12 protein-coding genes are annotated in these 18,355 nt (G+C 54.4%); 11 read left to right on the top strand and 1 reads right to left on the bottom strand.

The window, feature by feature from the left end; all coding sequences use genetic code 11:
* Window positions 1-15 precede the first annotated feature (15 nt).
* From drmA to ABIE53_RS15260, 6 genes are all read left to right on the top strand, one after another.
* A complete protein-coding gene (gene drmA, locus ABIE53_RS15285) occupies window positions 16-3,567 on the top strand; it encodes a DISARM system helicase DrmA (protein WP_192698791.1) in 3,552 nt (1,183 codons plus the stop codon).
* Window positions 3,564-5,399, top strand: coding sequence for a DrmB family protein (drmB, locus tag ABIE53_RS15280; protein WP_192698792.1), 1,836 nt, complete (start codon window positions 3,564-3,566; stop codon window positions 5,397-5,399). The genes drmA and drmB overlap by 4 nt, the downstream gene beginning before the upstream one ends.
* Entirely contained in the window at window positions 5,396-6,208 is an 813-nt protein-coding gene (drmC, locus tag ABIE53_RS15275) for a DISARM system phospholipase D-like protein DrmC (RefSeq protein WP_376915497.1), read from the top strand. Before drmB ends, drmC begins: the two co-directional genes overlap by 4 nt.
* Before the next feature lie 430 nt (window positions 6,209-6,638).
* On the top strand, window positions 6,639-8,399 hold the full coding sequence (locus ABIE53_RS15270; RefSeq protein WP_192698794.1) for a hypothetical protein: 1,761 nt from the start codon (window positions 6,639-6,641) through the stop codon (window positions 8,397-8,399).
* Window positions 8,400-8,434: 35 nt separating this feature from the next.
* A complete protein-coding gene (gene tcmP, locus ABIE53_RS15265) occupies window positions 8,435-9,634 on the top strand; it encodes a three-Cys-motif partner protein TcmP (RefSeq protein WP_192698795.1) in 1,200 nt (399 codons plus the stop codon).
* A 333-nt stretch (window positions 9,635-9,967) separates the two neighbouring features.
* Complete coding sequence (locus ABIE53_RS15260) at window positions 9,968-10,717, top strand: DUF5131 family protein (RefSeq protein ID WP_192698796.1); 750 nt, start codon at window positions 9,968-9,970, stop codon at window positions 10,715-10,717.
* An 8-nt stretch (window positions 10,718-10,725) separates the two neighbouring features.
* Here the strand turns inward: ABIE53_RS15260 and ABIE53_RS15255 are convergent, their stop codons facing one another.
* Window positions 10,726-12,000: a three-Cys-motif partner protein TcmP gene (locus tag ABIE53_RS15255; RefSeq protein WP_192698797.1), complete on the bottom strand. Its 1,275-nt coding sequence runs from the start codon at window positions 11,998-12,000 to the stop codon at window positions 10,726-10,728.
* A 711-nt stretch (window positions 12,001-12,711) separates the two neighbouring features.
* On the opposite strand from ABIE53_RS15255, the gene ABIE53_RS15250 reads away from it, so the two are divergent.
* The 5 genes from ABIE53_RS15250 to ABIE53_RS15230 are packed head-to-tail and all read left to right on the top strand — an operon-like array spanning window position 12,712 to window position 18,347.
* A complete protein-coding gene (locus tag ABIE53_RS15250; protein ID WP_192698798.1) occupies window positions 12,712-13,908 on the top strand; it encodes a tyrosine-type recombinase/integrase in 1,197 nt (398 codons plus the stop codon).
* Entirely contained in the window at window positions 13,901-16,015 is a 2,115-nt protein-coding gene (locus ABIE53_RS15245; RefSeq protein ID WP_192698799.1) for a site-specific integrase, read from the top strand. The genes ABIE53_RS15250 and ABIE53_RS15245 overlap by 8 nt, the downstream gene beginning before the upstream one ends.
* A 2-nt stretch (window positions 16,016-16,017) precedes the next feature.
* On the top strand, window positions 16,018-16,872 hold the full coding sequence (locus tag ABIE53_RS15240) for a hypothetical protein (protein ID WP_376915493.1): 855 nt from the start codon (window positions 16,018-16,020) through the stop codon (window positions 16,870-16,872).
* Window positions 16,847-17,905: a site-specific integrase gene (locus ABIE53_RS15235; protein ID WP_376915491.1), complete on the top strand. Its 1,059-nt coding sequence runs from the start codon at window positions 16,847-16,849 to the stop codon at window positions 17,903-17,905. Before ABIE53_RS15240 ends, ABIE53_RS15235 begins: the two co-directional genes overlap by 26 nt.
* Entirely contained in the window at window positions 17,898-18,347 is a 450-nt protein-coding gene (locus ABIE53_RS15230; RefSeq protein WP_192698801.1) for a hypothetical protein, read from the top strand. Before ABIE53_RS15235 ends, ABIE53_RS15230 begins: the two co-directional genes overlap by 8 nt.
* Window positions 18,348-18,355 lie beyond the last annotated feature (8 nt).

Genomic DNA, 18,355 nt, shown 5'->3' with positions numbered 1-18,355 from the left:
TATTGGATAACCACGATGGGAAACCATTCCAAGAACCAAGCATCGCTGGCTGCAGCGGTTCCGACTAGTGTTCAGTTGCGCGCGGAGTTGGAAGAACTTGTGGAGCGGGAGCTCCTTGGGCCTCGCGGTGGTGCCGATGAAGAGGTTGCAGAAACACGAGTCCAAGACCGTTATCTAGTCGGCATGCTTTCGCCCCGAAATAGGCGGTTGCGCGCGAATGAGATGGATGTACTCTCGGACGACGAGTCGGCATCCGGGGAGGACGGTGCCACGGACGACGCCCCGCTTCCGACGGATTCATTGTCCCCGTCTTCGATAGGGCTCACATGTACGATAGCCGGAGAGGTCCAGTCTGTCGTTGTGACGGGGCGATGGGGGCGCTATAAACGCGAAAGGAGTTCGACTCAGGTCAATGAAAAGGGGAACCCGCTGACGGTCTGGAAGCGGTACCCGATGGGCAACGTCGGCCTTCCTATCCCCCTCATCGAAGGCGATATTCCTCCCGTGCCTCTTGATATGTCCCAGCCTGACGTCTACCTCCAGGGAAGGGTTCGTAAGCTCAATGGCGACTGGGTTGTTTCACTGTTCATGGTCAACGGGCAAACAGAGAGCGAATCCCTTAAAGATGAGATGTGGGCCTTCCAACCCGAACTTGAAGTTCGCGGTGCTGAGGGCGGGGCCGTCTTTCGACGCAGGCATTTGTTCCGTGACGAGGCAAAGGCTGACCCTGTGCAGCATGCGGAGCAGATGGCGCTTGAGATGCTTTATCGAGCACAGGTTGAATTCGCTGTGGGCCACGGGGTTGCTGTGCATGCAGACGTCGACCCGGGGGACTCCACAAAGTGTGTTCGTTTGCGGACGCGAGCGATACCGACATATGAAGTACCTCAGACGACACCGCCTACAGCAGAGGACATCCCTCGTTTGGCTGAGGTAGTTCTTGACATGAAAGCGCTCGCCGAAATGTCGGACGAGGAGCTGTTCCGGTCGCTTCGTGCATTGCCGGCTGCGTATAAGGAATGGATTGAAAAGGAGTCGGCCCGAATCGACGACCCGAAGGAAGAGCTCGAGGCCTATCGCAAGGTTGCCGAGAGCGCTATCACCAACTGCGAAGTCGCGTGTGAGCGCATCGCGGCTGGTATCGAGCTCCTCCAGCAAGATGCCAAGGCGCTGAAGGCGTTCCGGTTCGCTAACCGCGCGATGTGGCAGCAGCGCAGCCACACGCTCATTTCGGAGTCGAAGCGCGCCGGAAGAAAAGTGGGCGCTGAGGAGCTCGACCGACCAGAGAACTATTCGTGGCGACCGTTTCAGTTGGCATTCGTGCTCCTCAATCTGCCAGGCGTAACGCAACTTGACCATCCTGAGCGAAGCAGTGCGCCTTCGGCCATCGCCGATTTGCTGTGGTTCCCGACTGGTGGTGGTAAGACCGAGGCGTACCTTGGCTTGACGGCATACACGCTTGGCATCCGACGCCTTCAAGGCAGCGTGGCAGGACGACTGGGCCACGCTGGCGTCGCGGTCATCATGCGCTATACGCTTCGGTTGCTCACTTTGCAGCAGTTCCAGCGTGCCGCTGCGCTGATTTGTGCATGTGAGGTCATCCGCCGAGGGTCGCCCGACGTTTGGGGCACGGAACCATTCCGCGTCGGGCTTTGGGTCGGCATGAAGACGTCGCCCAACACCGTCGCCGATGCACATCAATCGACGCTGGGTGGGCGTGGCGTTGGCATGGGCAGTGGTACGGGCTCTCCGCTACAGCTGACCAACTGTCCTTGGTGTGGTGAAGGTCTGGACCTTGGGAATGACGTAAAGGTGGAGACGTATGCTCAAGGAAGAGCGCGTGTATTCACATACTGTAGCGACAGGCTAGGCCAATGCGAATTTAGTCGCGCGAAGGCACCGGATGAAGGAATTCCTGTGCTAACGGTGGACGAAGAAATCTATCGCCGGCTGCCAGCGTTGCTGATAGCAACAGTTGATAAATTCGCCCAGATGCCCTGGAATGGCACGACGCAGATGCTGTTCGGTCAGGTTGACGGGTATTGCCCGCGCCATGGGTTTACTTCGCCATGTCTGGAAGATGCTTCGTCTCATCCGACCAAAAACGGACTACCAGCAGTAAGGGCTGTAGAGCATGGGCCGCTTCGACCGCCTGACCTGATTATCCAAGACGAATTGCACCTTATCTCCGGCCCGCTGGGGAGCCTCGTTGGGCTGTATGAGACGGCGGTGGACCAGCTGTGCTCCTGGAGCGTAGATGGAAAAGTCGTTCGCCCAAAACTGATTGCCTCTACAGCGACTATCCGTCAGGCAACGGAGCAGGTGCGCTCGCTATTTTTACGTGATGTTCGCGTGTTCCCACCCCAAGGGCTCGATGTTCGGGATAATTTCTTCAGCTTGCAGCGGGAACCTAGCGAACGATATCCGGGACGCCGTTATGTCGGGGTGAGCGCGTTCGGGCGTCGACTGAAGGTAGCGCTGATTCGCGTCTATTCTGCTTATCTCGCGGCCTCTCAAGCGTTGTTCTTGAGGTACGGCAAAGCAGCAGACCCTTGGATGACGTTGTTGGGCTACTTCAATTCCATGCGAGAACTCGGCGGTATGCGCCGACTCGTGGACGACGACATTCGCGCACGTCTGCGCGATATGGATAGTCGTGGGCTCGCGAAGCGTCACACACCGGCCCTCGAAGAATTGACCTCGAGAAAGAGTTCGCGCGATATTCCCGCTTTGCTAGACCGACTTGAGTTTGCTCACGACCCACTGTTGCCGCCCCATGCTCGAGCAGCCAAAAAACCGCTTCGCGCGAACCCGCTTGACGTCGTTCTGGCAACGAACATGATTTCTGTCGGGGTCGACGTCAAGCGGTTGGGTCTTATGGTTGTCGGTGGGCAGCCGAAGGGGACCGCTGAGTACATTCAGGCGACTAGTCGCGTCGGGCGAAACACGCAGGCTCCGGGTTTGGTTTGCACGGTCTATAACTGGGGGCGGCCGCGTGACCTTTCTCACTACGAGCGATTCGAGCACTACCACTCGACCTTCTATCAACACGTGGAGGCACTTTCAGTCACGCCATTCGCAGCCCGAGCGGTCGACCGAGGAATATCTGCAGTCCTCGCCGCATTGGTTCGTTTGCCTGCGTCCGAATTCAACGAGAACTTGGCGGCCGGACGGCTGGACGGCTCGCACGCAATCGTGAAGGACGCAGTTAAGGCAATAACTGAGCGAGCCATGTCCGTAACCCAGTCGACGGCGCAAGGACAGCGGGTAGAGAAGCTGTTGAAGGCCCGCATAGATTATTGGCTCAAGAAGGCTGCACCGAAGCCTGGCGGCGCTCGGCTGGGGTTTCAAGGCCAAAGGGACGGAACGACGGTTGCGTTGCTCGAGAAAACCGGAGCGGGAGATTGGGAAGAATTCACCTGCCTCGGTTCGCTTCGTGACGTGGAGCCGAGCGTTGGGCTAATCATGGACGATAAACCGCTCGACGACGGATACGGACAGGGATATTCGGCTCCATTGCCGGCGACCGCAAGTACCCCGCCGGCAACGAACGGAGGACAACAATGACAAAACACAAGGTCGGCGATATCCGACCCACGCAACTGCTGAACGTTTACGGTGTTGGCGCAATGATTGACCTCCCCAACATTGCCGGGATGGTCATGGGCTTGGACGATTGGGACACGACTCATTCTATATTGGTCAGCGAAGAACGCCTGCTTCGCGCCGTACGGGCGCAACTCGGTAATCAGGTGGAAAAGCTCTTGCTGCCTCCGGTGGAGCCCGACACTGCCTCTACGGACCCGCTCGGAACGGCAAAAATTGGGATACCGGTTGCGGCGTTTCCGCAGTGGTTTCGCTGTCCGTGGTGCGAACTGTTGGCACCAATCAGTTCTGGACTATTCGAGCTAAAAACGGACCCTTATCGGCCCGACCGCGCGCGCTTTGTCCATGCAAACTGCAATAAGGCTGGACAGCCACCGGTTGCACTTCCGGCGCGCTTCCAGATGGCATGTAGTCACGGGCATCTGGATGACTTTCCGTGGTTGCGCTTTGTGCATCGTGGTGCAGCAACGTGCAATGGCCCATTGCGACTCAAGAAAATTGGCGCTTCAGACGAGGCCGTCGATTTGCTGGTCAAGTGTGACACGTGCGGGCTTGACCGGCGCATGTCAGATGCTTTCGGAGAGGTTGCCGAAAGCGATGCTGTATTCGAATGTCGCGGGCGGCGGCCACATTTGCGAGATTTTGCGCCAAGCGGCTGCGACGAGCATGCTGAGACTATGCTGCTGGGGGCGTCCAACAGTTGGTTTGGGATTTCTCTATCAGCACTTTCAATTCCGATGTTCGTGGACAAGCTGCCGCAGCTAATCGAGGAACGTTGGGCAGTCCTGCAACATATTCCATCGCGGGAGACAGTCGGGGCCTTTAGGGCTGTTGGGAACCTGAAGGGTTTGGAAGACTACGGCGACGATGCCGTATGGGATGCAATTCAAAACAAGAAGGACGGGACTCAACCCGACGACGAGGATTGGAATCTGAAGTTGCCGGAGTGGAATGTCTTTGTAAGCGCAGACCCAACCGTTAATACTCGGGACTTCCAATTAACCCCCGTTGCTGCGCCGCACGGATACGAGCGATATTTTGAGAAGGTCGTCCGTGCGGAACGCTTACGAGAGGTGCGAGCGCTAACAGGGTTCACGCGCATCGAGTCACCTGGCGACTACTCTGACCCTAGTGAAATTCCCGATTCGTTGCGAGCACCGCTGGGGAGAAGCAAGCCAATCTGGGTGCCTGTCTCAGAAGTGCGGGGGGAAGGAATCTTTCTGCAATTTTCGGAGCAGGAAATACGTAAATGGGTGCGGCGAGTCGACGCTCAAGACGGGGAGATGTTCCGGGCCCACGCCGCATGGCGTAGGGCGCGGCGCATACCTGAGCCTGAGAGCGGCTACCCGGGGATTCGCTATGCGCTGATTCATTCTTTCTCCCACGCCCTGATGCGGCAGTTGTCCATGGAGGCCGGGTACTCTTCAGCCAGCATCCGTGAGCGTATATATGCCCAAGATGGTGGGAACGATGAACCTGCAATGGCGGGCTTGCTTCTCTATACAGCAGCACCAGACAGCGAGGGAACTCTTGGCGGGCTTGTGTCGCTGGGCGAGCCGAACAGGCTTGGACGATTGATTAGGCTGGCGTTGGAGGAAATTCGACTTTGTGCTTCGGACCCTTTGTGCGGAGAGCATCGGCCCGCGCTCGACGGAACTTCCTCGCTACACGGTGCAGCCTGCCACGCGTGCATGTTTTCCCCTGAGACTTCATGCGAGCGCGGAAACAAATATCTTGACCGAGGACTCCTCGTCCAGACTATTGGTGGTGGCAACGTTCCTTTTTTTGAATGATGATGAGTCTGCCGACACCTCTTCTCGATGCGGTCGCGGATTTTTCCGCTCACGTCTCTTCCGATGCTGTTATTGCGACGGCGGTGCAGTTAAGGCAACTGCGTGAAACTGAGAAACTGGAGGCGGCGTTACTGCAGATGCAACGACGCCTACACCCCACGGCTCGCACTAAGTTTCAGCTAATCATCGAGGAATGGCGTCGCGGGGCTCAAGGTGTTCCGGCCGCCGAACTCGCTGCGGCCATTGAAGGGGCTCTCCACCAAGCCACCAAGCTACGGGGTGAAAGTAGCGTCGAACTTGTATGGTCAGGTCCCGCCACACCGTGGTCCGGATTTAGAAGTACAGAACAAGTTCTTCTCGAAGTGATAGGAGGCGCGCGACGGTCACTGTTCATCGTAACGTTTGCAGCCTATAAGGTTGGGGCCCTCGTTCAGGCAATAGAAGCTGCGGTAAAACGTGGCGTTAAAGTATCTTTTCTTTTGGAGGACAAGGAGGAAAGCGACGGCAAGGTCAGATTTGACGCAGCGCTTGGGCTCACTTTATCCCGCCTCGAGCGCGTTACGACCTACGTTTGGCCGCTGTCGAGACGACCAAGAAGTAGCCAGGGTCTTCACGGTTCGCTTCACGCGAAGTTTGTGGTTGCAGATGACGACGTGCTGTTTGTGTCAAGTGCGAATCTGACTGACTATGCGATGAACCTTAACGTCGAATTGGGAACGTTGCTGCGCGGAGGTGACGCTCCGAAGCAAGTAGCCCTGGGCCTTGCAGCGCTTGTGCGAGACGGAGTATTTCGAGCGGCGGAGCTGTAAACGGAAATGCCCGTGATTAGGTGCGGGCACAAAGCGAGCCCTTACCTGCTAACTATTGCACGCAACGTTCCAATAGAACATCGCGCGTTGTTGCTAGGTTTGGTCATTGATTACACGAAAATCTATGCACGATGCATTGAGCGCGGAAATGCCACCGGAGATGCCTGAAGACGGCGCTTTATCCAAAAGCGCAGGTATGCTGGTTCTCTGGGGTTGTTGGATTGCTGATTCCCCTGAAACATTGTCAGGTAATATATGCTAGACAAAGCAATAAAGAGTAGGAGGGGAAATGCAAGAGGTAAAAGCAGCTGGTCCTCCACGACATCGGCAAGAGCACGACCATCGTAATCTCACGACGCCTCACAATACGGCCCTAGCGGCCATTAGGTGACGTGTGAAGTAGATAGAAGAAGGCACGGGGAGTTCGACAATGAACAGGAAGGGCACGCGGGCGCGCGGCGATGTTTCCGAAGAGCGCTTCATTGCGTCTGGAATTGATAAGGTTTTCGAACATAGAAAGAATTACATAGTTGTCGGACTGACAGGGCGAACGGGCAGCGGCTGCTCGACCGCAGCGCAGATTCTCTCGACATCGTTCGAAGCGCTTAGACTGCCGAGCGTTGCCAATCCCCCGGTGACACAGGAGGATAGGAAATCAAGGATTGTGCGGCTTTGGGCTGAAACGCACTGGAGACCTTTCAAGACGATAGGAGTGACAGCACTAATCCTAGCGCTGGCCTTGGAGAGCGGCGCTGCGCCAATGGTTCAGTTGGTCGAGCCAGCTCTGGGGAGCGCCGCTGCGGCTGCACTGCTTCGGAAGTTGGTCAAATACCAAGGGAAGATTCGGAAAGCCTTCAGGGTCGCCAGGACATTGAAAAGCGTCGAGTATTCGCCAGAAGAAATTGTTGCTTCCGCAGAGGTATTTATCAAGCACATCAACGATGCGCTTGAGATTGTCAGGCAGGCAATGACATCGCACAAAGCTGCATATACGAAACTGTTTCAGACACTGGGAAATAACATTAGATGCTCCGGCTCGCCCTTTCAGGAAAAGATAGAGCCTGACGAAATATTCACAATCCCTGCAACGCTTGAGGTGGTAATTCGCCTGTTGCGGAATTATTTTGATTGCATCGGTGAGAAGCAGATGTACATCGTGATTGATGCTCTGCGACACCCATATGAAATCAGGTATTTGAGAGAAAGAATCTCTTCCTTTTATACAGTGGCTGTCAGTACGACGGACGCGGAGCGAAGGAGAAGACTGCATGCCATGCAGTTCACCGATTCGCAAATGCTACAACTCGACGAAACGGAATACCCGAATCGTATTGCGGACGCCACCAAGTATGTGGATTTGGTGAAGCAAAATATCCAAGCTTGTCTCGAACTCTCCGATATATATATTTCAAATGTCGGTGGTGATGACCAAAACCGCATCGAGCTCACGCGGCAGCTAGTCCGATACATATCGTTGATGCAGCATCCCGGTCTTGTCACGCCTACGCCGATTGAACGATGCATGCAGGCGGCACTTACAGCCAAAGCAAATTCTGGTTGTATATCCCGTCAAGTTGGCGCGGTTGTAACTGACGAAAGGTTCTCAATCAAGGCAATGGGATGGAACGATGTCCCTGAAGGGCAAATTCCTTGTTTGTTGAGAAATGTAGCCCACTTGATGCGAGGTAACTGCGACCCGGTTGCGTACAGTGACTATGAAAAGAGCAATGTTGAGTTTAAGGAAACGGTGGCGGGTCTCTACCTCGGGTCAAACGGGGCTGAGAGTTACGAGGGGAGGAACTTGAGTTATTGCTTTAAAGCTGCATATAACAAGCAGACAAAGCAAAAAAATCAAGTCCATACCCGCTCGCTGCACGCGGAAGAAAACGCGTTTCTTCAAATCGCGAAACATGGCGGTCCAGCGATACAGGGGGGATACCTGTTCACGACAGCCAGCCCGTGTGAATTGTGTGCAAAGAAAGCATACCAGTTGGGTATCAAGAGGATTTTCTATATTGACCCTTATCCGGGGATAGCGAGTAAGCATGTGCTCGCATCCGGTGTTGCACGACCGGAAACCCGACTTTTTGATGGGGCGGTTGGAACTGCATATCACGATTTATACCAGCCCATCATGTCATACAAGGATGAATTACCTCACCTCCTCGCGGGCGTTGAACTCGCCCCCTGACTGTTGCGAGACCAACACGGGAAGGGGAGATTTCAGTGTCGTCAATCGTTCCGGATGCCTATGAGGGCCGAGAGCAGGCGCTGGTGAAGCACGAGCTGCTTCGTCACTATCTTGAAAAGCTCGTCATGATTATCGGCATGCACGCAAAGCAGCGAGGGCATGTCGATATCTGCTATGTAGATTGTTTCGCCGGCCCCTGGGGTGCAATCGACGATGCTCTGGAAGGAACATCAATATCGCTCTCGCTTCGAATTCTGTCTGCCTGCAGCGAAGCCTTGGAGGCGCGGGGCATCCGTGTGACTATGCGCGCCCTGTATGTGGAAAAAAGTCGGAAAGCGTTTGCGCGATTGCAGGACTACTTGGCGAAGCATGCTCCAAGGAGCGTGCAATCAACCTGCCTGTGTGGGGATTTTCTAAACCTGCGGCAGGACGTATTGAAGTGGTGTGGGGACGATGCGTTCACATTCTTCTTCGTCGACCCCAAAGGATGGAAGGAGATAGCGCCTTCCAGTTTAGCCCCTTTGATTCAGAGACGGCGGTCCGAGCTGCTCATCAACTTTGCCTTTAACAACGTCAACCGCACGGTCTCGATGGGCGCTTGGCAGGCGGAGATGGCGAAGTTGTTGGATGGTTCGCTCGATTTGAGCAATCTGAGCGCTGCTGAGCGCGAGGTCGCTCTCGTCGATGCATATAGAAAAGGGCTTGCGCGTCATCAGGAGGTGAGGCCGACACGTTTTCGTCCGAGAACGGCCTATGTGACGGTTCTTGACCCCGTTCAACAGCGGACAAAGTATCACTTGGTCTATTTGACCTGCCATCCGCAAGGAATTATCGAATTTATGGGGGTGTCCGAGCATGTCGATATTGTCCAACGTCGGGTCCGGTCCGCGACCAAGCTGGATGCGAGAGCAAGGGAAACCGGTATCCTCGACATGTTCGGCTCTTCCGTCGACGCGCAAGAGGGGGCGCGCGAAAGGCTGTACGGGGCCGACGATGTTGATGCGTTCTGGCGACGCTATCTCTCTAACGGCCCGCGTGCGGTTGACTCGGAGGCATTCGCCGACATCCTGGAGCAGACGAACTGGTTTCCAACTGACCTCCAGGCGTCACTAGTACGCCTGATTAAGTCTGGAGAGCTCCGCAATTGCGATGCAAATGGGCGTACACGCTGGAAGCGACCGTTGCACTTTGAGAGGGGGGAGCGTCTGGCGCTTGTCTTAGCGGCAAGCGCATAAATTCCGCTTTCGCAATTTCGCCGACTTTGCTCCGCCGAGCAGTGAAGCCAGTCTTCGTACGAGAGATGAGGAAAATGTCACTAAATGTTGGAGCTCGAGAGTGAAGTTGGACAAAACAGATGGGCGAGCGGAGCACCTGCGCGATACACAATTCAGCCCAACCGCTTTGCTTATTCAATAGGCGAAAGCTGGATACGCTTCTGTCGGTATTGAATCGAGGAGGCGGCTCTTCGTCGATTTCCGCTGCGCGCGCGGATGGAGATTGGAGCGCCTGCCGTTAGGCTAGTTCACTCCACGGGGTACAATTCGGCATACTAGAGAACGGAGCAGACGATGAGCGGCGGCCAGAGCAAGATTGAGTGGACGGAGCGGACATGGAATCCCACTGTCGGCTGCACCAAGCTATCTCAAGGCTGTAAGAATTGCTATGCGGAGGGCATGGCGCGTCGTCTGCAGGCCATGGGTACGCCGGGTTACGAAAACGGCTTCAGGCTTACGTTGCTCGAGAATCGGCTCGATGAGCCATTGCTGCGAAGCAAGCCGACCGTCTACTTCGTGAATTCAATGTCTGACCTGTTCCATCAGTCGGTGTCGGACAGCTACATCACCCGCGTCTTTGACACGATTCGCGCCTGCCCTCAGCACACGTTCCAGATTCTGACTAAGCGTGCCGAACGATTGGCCTCGTATTGTGGACGGCATGACATTCCGGTCAATGCATGGTTGGGCGTCTCTGTGGAAGACAAACGGCATGGCGTTCCAAGAATCGACCATCTGCGCAACGTAAAGGCTGGTATTCGTTTCCTTTCTGTGGAACCACTGCTGGAAGACGTTGGTCGCCTTAACCTCCACAAAATCGACTGGGTCATTGTCGGTGGTGAGTCCGGTCCTAAAGCACGCCCCATGAAAACTGAGTGGGTCGAGCGGGTCAAGGAGCAATGCGAATCACAGGGCGTCCTGTTCTTCTTCAAACAGTGGGGCGGTTGGGGCGCAGACGGAGTTCGGCGCTCGAAAAAGGCAAACGGGCGGTTGCTCGCCGGTCAGACGTGGGATGCGATGCCTGACCCGGCGGCACTCATCTGAGTGAGTCGTCAGATGATAATTATCTGACGCGAGTGTTCGATTACATCCGTCAATGCGTAGTTCTTCGACACACGCCGAACCCGCGCGTCCTTGTTAGAAACGATGATGTTTCCGGCGCTATGTAGGCGTTGTACGACCATCTGCAGCCGGGATTCGTCAGCCATCGTGTTTGAGATGTGCTGTTCAAAGAACTGCTGGAGGCTGACGGGTTGCGAGGTTTCAGAAAGGCTGCGCCCTAACTGGTCAACTAACTGGTTTACACACTGCTCGCCGGCATCCGGTCCGAATAGGAGTGGAGATTGGCGGCTGTAACTCTCGTCAGAGCGGGGGTTGTAGCCCAACATGAAGAGGCCGGGTTCAAGCTCGTGACCGAATTCACTCGAATGCTCCCAGTGGAGCTGCTTCATCACATCGTGCGCCTTATAGCGCCGCGAGAGGTGAACGAGCCAGTAGCTCCATGAGTTCACCTGGCTTGGACGCACGAAAAACAGCGTCATGAACGGCGCACCGGTCGCCTTCTTAAGGCCATGCGCCACATGTCGTTGAAGAACGGCGCGCCAGTCTGATTTCGACTTGATGTAGGGTAGCTGCTCCCAAGGCATGTACTCTTCAAGGCCAATCGCACGCAACGGTTTGCGGTTCTTCTCGAGCTTGCTCAGATACGTGAACATGGAATCCACGTTGAAATTCAGGATGATTTCTGCGCCTGGCAATTCACCCATGAGCCATCTCAATGTCTCCATCGGCACTGCCGTATAACTGTATTGGTCGAGCAGGAAGATTACCCGTCCACCGCCTTTGCGAGCTTTCACGCGGTCGACGATGTTCGGCAGTGCTTCTAGGAACGACTGTGCCCTGGTCTGCACGCGCGCGGCGTCCACATCGTCGAATGAGCGAATGGACCGCTGTCCGGTGAGATGCCAGTCAAGATACTTGATGGTTTCGGGATTGTTGTCGACAAAAAAGTATTCGGCATCGATGTCGCGCTGCCTGGTGTGTCTGCCCAGATTTAACTCGACGCGGGCTCGCTGGACGGCTTTGAGCATCAAGAGGGGGGTGCCGTCAAAGAGGTTCTGCCCGTCTTCCGACAGGTACTGTCCACCACCGCAAAACCCGTCGACAAGAGTCAGGGTGAGCTTTGGAATGTGCGCTGGGGCCATCACCGTCTTGATGTATCGATAGACATAGCTCTCTACGATGGCGTGTTTGACTGCGCTATGTTGGTCCAGCACCGGGGGAGCGGTGCCGACTATCCATTGATATTTATCTTTTATCTTGGGCATGGTCCGCGTGGGGCTGCGTATTTGCATTGAAGATTATCAGCTTTTCAATCGTGCGGACGTCAGCGTCAACCGGGATGGTCGGATTATGCATAACGCATATTACGAGGTGGCGACGTTTTCCTTGCTAGGGATTCGACCCACAAAAGCATAGCGGGACATGCGCTAACGAGCTGGCTTGACCTGGTCAGCGCGCGGAATGCAGAAGGGAGAATGCTATTGGGTGGGCGACGTCGAGACCATAGTGGAGCGAGACGTAATCAGACCTTTGTTCACAGTGCCCCCAATCGCCGTGCACGTGACCATGATGAGATAGCGTGTTTGTAGAAAGACATTTTCCCTTTAAAAAAAGCGCCGTCTGACCCCACAGCCATGGATGGAAATTTAAATCCTCAGTGTGGAAACCTGTAAGACGATAAATGGCGCGTGCATGTTTTTACACCTGCTAATAATAAAAAACTTGATTGTAATGCAAGGGGATTTTCATGGTCTTTGACGAGTCGGAGATTAGAAACTAATATTGGCTCGTGTCTGTGAGGCGTGAGGGGGCGGGCGAGATTGAACTAGTGGAGATTGTGATAAGTAGTGCAGAGTGATTCGCGACTTCGATAATTCTGAACAGAAGGCCGATAGAAGTTCACTGAGTTCTCGTTATCGACGGGGTTGGCGCGTGGTGGGACGCTAGAAATGCGAAATATATTAGAAGGGAACTTCGTGGAAGTCGCGAGCAGTGAATCAACCATCACGGTGCTGTCGACCGGCAAGCAGTTCGATTTGTCACTTAGAAGAGGTGTTTATCCTATCTACAGCGTCGTCGACTCACAAGGTGCCGTCGTAGAGAGTATGCACCGTTGGCTACGTTCGCTGCGGGCTCAGATAGGTCTTACCGTTTCCGAACATACCGTACCGCTTTATGGGCGCATCCTCTCGTATCTGTGCCGCTGGTTAGAACATGCCCAACTGTACCCCAGCCTTAGCATCGACGAGCAATTGAAGATACTTAGCCGTTGGGACATCACTAAGTGGCTCAATCACATGAAGGAGCATGGAGCTTCGAGCCACCATACATTGCATACACGAGAGGCTTGTCTAAAAACCTTTCTTGAATGGCTTACGACAAAAGAAGCGGGGCAGTTGAGGGACGCGGAGAATTCGCCGTACGGACGCGACGGTAAGCTTGGCTATATAACTGCAACACCAAATGCTCGAAGTCCAAAATTTGTTTCTCCAGAAATCGTCGTGGAACTTCTAAATAGTATGTATAACGAATGCGAGAGATGTATGTTCCACGCGCAATACGACATGGGCCTGAGATTGTCTGACGTGATTAGGATGACCGTCGACGATATTCCGGACGACAACGCATACAACCCGGCTCTTGAGTTCATACCTCTCTGTGTCAAGCGTTCAAAGGGGCGGGGCGGTCAGTCTCCAGAGAAGATAACCCTGGTTTCGCGCGCTGTTCTCAGGAGAATCAAGCGCTACCACGGTACGCCCGAGTACAAGCTCGCGCCGGACTGGGATATTCATGACCCGAAGAAACCAGCTTTTCTCACCGCTAACCGAATAGTGTGGTCGAAAAGGAATGCGTCGAAGCAGTTCAACAGCGCCGTTCGCAGGAGCACGCTCTCGAAGATTTCGACGCACTGGATGCGCCACGGCACGGCCTATTCGGTTTTGCGCTCGGATATGGGAAAGGACTACCAAGACAGAATGCTCATTGTGCAACAGATGCTCGGTCACAGAGATTTGACAACCACTGAGATTTATACCCAGATTCCCCCGTCCCTCCTGCAAGCATTGACCAAGGCAGGAAGTGCAATCAATCGTCTGGGTGAGGCCGAATCCATTCGCGAGAAGACGTATCTCGGCCCGCTGCAGCATCGGGAGATGAGGGGCCATCATGCTTAACGAACCTATACGGCTTCATAAACCTCCGAAGCCGACAGTCGCCGACCCGCATGCTCAAATCAAGTGGATATTTTTTCAGCTTGAGGCTGAAGACGAGCCGGAGACGGCAGCGCGATTCCGCTACTCGAAGAACAAATATCTTCAGTTCGTATTGGAAACACATGCGTACTACCCTGAGCTTGAAGTGGATGCGCGTTTTTTCCTCGCCGACCACTGGGAATCGGATGCTTTAGTACGTTTCACTGGATGGTTGGCGGGTCAGAAACTCGCGAGCAAGACGCGCTACAGCATATACAAGGCTGTTCGGCAGGTCATGGATATGGCCTATGCGCTTCGCGTTACCGACACGGTTGTATATCATGCGCCGATGTTCAAGGGCGTCTCCGAAACCAAGGAGCGTTCCGCATACAGCGACGCCGAGCAAGAAGTCATCAACGCGGCGGTAGCGCGATGGATTGGGTTGGCGAATAGCGTGCTTAACGGTTACAAACCATCGGGCGATGGCCTCCCGTACCGTAGGCGGAGGGCAGGTTTGCCGGCACTTCACCTGGACGGTCGTGAGTACACCGTGGAGGAAGCCTCGAGGCATTTTGGTGTACGGTTCGCGGACATTTCCTTTCGCATTCGTACAGGCTGGAACGCTCGCCAAGCGGTCGGACTTGATGCACCACCGCGTCCCACGTCTGCGCCCATCGGAATTAGAGTTGAGGGCGTCGATTATCGGAGTATCAGCGCGGCGGCCAAGGCGTATGGTGCTGACCCCAGCCACGTTGGCTCCCGACTTCGTCTAGGATTCACCCCCGAACAAAGCGTCGGAATTGCCCCGCTCTATGTACATAAAAGTGATGACAGAGCGCTGCTCTGGCGATTCGAGAACGAATTCGGCTGTGACGCGTTGGCGATGTATGAGGACTTTTACCGCAACAGAAATCGGCTCACAGCAGTGTGTACCATGAAGCGTTTATCGGGGCTCTTTATCCGATGGGGTGTCTGGCCACATGTTGACGACAGAATGCTGATGCCGTTGGCGGTAGAGCTGGGTATGCTGACGGGCCTGAACGTTGAGGCGCTCAAGGAGCTCACGATTGATTCCTATCAGAAAGAACACGTGCTTACCCGGCAGCCTGTAATCGTCTATCGAAAGCGGCGTGCCGGTACCTCTACTCGGTCGGAGGATAGGGAACTGCATTTGCAACTGCTCGAGATGGAAGAGCTTTACCTTGAGGATTCGGTTGTTGGTCGAGTCGAGAGGGTCCTTGGTCTTATTCTCGCGCTAACGTCGCGTATCAGAAGTGATGCACCTACCGATATTGCTCACCGCCTTTTTATATTTGAGCATGTGGAGCGTACGAGAAGAGAGGGAAAGCGAGCGGTCGTTGCGCTGGAACCTAAACGTAAGGCCGGGCACTGGTATCGCCGATTCTGTACTGATGAAGGGCTATATCGTTTGTTTGGTGAAAGATTTAATTTCAATCTTGCCCGTTGCCGCCCGACGCTAGCCACTAACCTGGTCCTGGCAGGCGCGTCATTGTTCGAGGTCCAGGTAGCGTTGTCGCATGAAAGTATCACTACCACTGCGACTTATCTGGATAGCCAGGGGCTTCAACCGGTCTTCAATCGTACTGTCTCTGAGGCACTTCAACGCATCTCTCTTCGCTCGAAGAAGTTGTTCGAAACCGAGCGAGCGGAAACGCAATCAGGAAAGCCATGTGCGAGGTCCACACGGGATGGGTTCCACGAAACGCTTTCGGGATGTGGTTGCCATGACCCGTTTAATCCGAGTGAAAACGTACGTACCGTCACGAAGCATGTTGAGGGGGCAGTGTGCCGGAACTGGAATATGTGTTTGCGTTGCGATTCTTCAATCGTCACTGAAAGGTCGCTTCCCAAGTTGGTGGTGTATCGGAATCGAGTCAGGGTCGCGCTTAATGAAGACTCTCCGTCAATCCAGGGGAAGAAAGAACTTCTGCAAGACACACTTGAACTCATCCAAGGAATTTTGACAGAGGACGTCGTTTTTCCTGCTGACATACTTAGGCAAGCTGAGTATATGGCAGCGACGATGGATGACATCCTCGTCGACCATCTGATTTATCAAGGACTATAGCGATGGAAAGAGCCTCGCGCATCCCGTCCGTCGCTGATGTCATCGACGGACGGGCGATTTTTAGGGATGACATGCCCGTCTGGTATGGAAGGTTCGGCGACGATGTCTGGCCTTTTGTTAAGGCAAGCTCTCCTCTTTACCAAGGACCGACGACCTCAAGTTTCGTTTGGATAGACTACATCGAGGGGAAGGGAACTGCACATGAGCATCCAAATTCCACCCACAAGACGAGATATCGTTACTGTCTTACTAAGCAGATTGTTCGCGACCTTAAGATAGCCGCAGTGATTCACGGACATTTCCCTGCGTTAATTCGAGACGGGCACAGCGCGAAGCGGAAACTTGACGCGAAGACGGTAAAGGGGAGAATCGATGAGTTGGCTAAATTTTTCTCGCTCGTTATCTTGAGAGGAAGGGAAGATGGGGTTGAAATAAGCAGCCTTGCAGATATCCCGTTCCCACTTGTTAAAGTGGTCATTGCTTCGTTTTCGGGGCGGGCAGAGCATCTTAAGCGAGCGCTAAAACTGATATCCGACCCAAGTGTGCAGAAGAATCTTGGTGCGCCGCTTCAGTGGGGTCTCGCCGACATTACGCGTGGTTCGATGCCGTGGAGGGAGTCAGAGAGTGGAGATGGAATTGCTACCTTGTCAGATGAACAGTTCATTTATATATTGGATTTTTGCAAGAAGGCCATTTCGGAGTTTAAACACTTTACCCGTTTGAAAATTCATGATGGCGACTGTCAGACTCTGGCCATGGCACTTTTCGGAGGGGACGAACGCTGCGACGGAAGGCGCTTTCGATTGCTATTATCGGGGGAACAAGAAGGAGTTGTTAACCCGAACCTTCCTCGATAAGTATGGCGTGACGCCGGAGTCACTTCACAAAATCATCAAGGATGGCCATACCGCAGCGATGCTGCTGATTCTCCTATTTACGGGTATGCGTGATTCCGAGGTTGTGTATTTGATGCGAGACTGCCTAAAATTTGAGCACGGCTACTGGTTTCTCGTGTCCAAGCAGGTGAAGCACCGTCCAAAGGATAGTCCCGTTTGCGAAGGATGGCTTGCCATCGATATTACCAGGGATGCGTATGACATTCTTATGTTTCTAGCTGAGAAAGTGGGAAGTAAGTTTTTATTTTCGTCGCCGTGGCGAGGAAGAAAGAGTCAGACGGGCTATAAACTTGGTGCGCTGAATGAGCTATTCGGCCGATGGTTGAAGACCAAGGATGGGCGTGGTTTATTTCGTGACTGGCCATTTTCTGTGCATCAATGTCGTGAGACGTTGGTATCGCAACTTGCGCAGCAGGAGGTCGGACTGCCGTTTATCAGCATGCAGCTCAAACACTTTCGAAGCCAGTTCAACGCTATGCCGAACTCCGTTACGGCTGGATATGGCCAATACCGCAAACAGTTGTTGACCAGCGTATCAAACCGCCTCGCAGGCGCTAGAGAGAAGGCTCTGTTGGATGTGTACGGCGAAGGCGCGAAGTTTGCCGGCGGTGGCGCGGCAACGCACAAGGCGCGCATTGACGCTTTCTTCGCGGGCCTCGGTTTGTTCGGAGAGCGTCGCGAGAAGTACATCAGAGAAATGGCCAGACGAGGAGTCAAACTGATGCCGACGAGCATCGGAAACTGTGCTAAAGACTTCACTATTTCGACGGACGACCAGACCCCGCCGTGCTACGGTGATTATCAGTGTGACCCGAACTGTTCGAGCCACGTTATCACGAGTTCGTCGGCAAGAGCACTTGTCGCAAGAAGGAATCATGCGGCAGAGCAGGCAGAACGGGAGACCAATCCCGCCTACAAGAAGGTGTGGTGGGGCCTCGTTGAGTCTTTGGACGGCCACGTTTCCAAGCTCGGAACGGAGAGCGCTCATGGTTGACCAACGCCCCCCCGAGCTGACAAGCCATATCGAAACTACCGCCGAGAATAATGATAGGCTTATCCTCAAAGCTCTTGAGGAACTGGGTGACCCTAAAATGCGCGGAAGGCGCAAGTCAACGGTCGCGGTGGTTTCCAAGATGACGGGGTTGGCTCCAAACACTATACGCAACCGAGAGTGGGCCCGAAAAAAGATACGCGAACTTAAGCATCCGCTTAAAAATGGGCCCGAGTCGGACAGTGACGCCAGTGTCGAGCCCACCGTGCCTACGCTGGCACAGCTGCGCGCGCGCATCGGTCGCATCTTGCAGCAGAATGCGTTGCTATACGAACAAATCCTGGAGTTACGCGAGACAATTGGCCGCAAGGACAAGGAAATCGCCGGACTCAAGGACCGTAAGAAATTGTCAATCGTCCCTCCTGTTGGTGGGACAAACGGATAACTGGACGT

Origin of the sequence: Paraburkholderia sp. OAS925 (assembly GCF_040543975.1) — a bacterium.
In the GTDB taxonomy this organism is placed as follows: Bacteria; Pseudomonadota; Gammaproteobacteria; order Burkholderiales; family Burkholderiaceae; genus Paraburkholderia; species Paraburkholderia graminis.
Note: the sequence above shows the minus strand (reverse complement) of the source record. Positions and strands in the feature narration are given on the sequence as shown.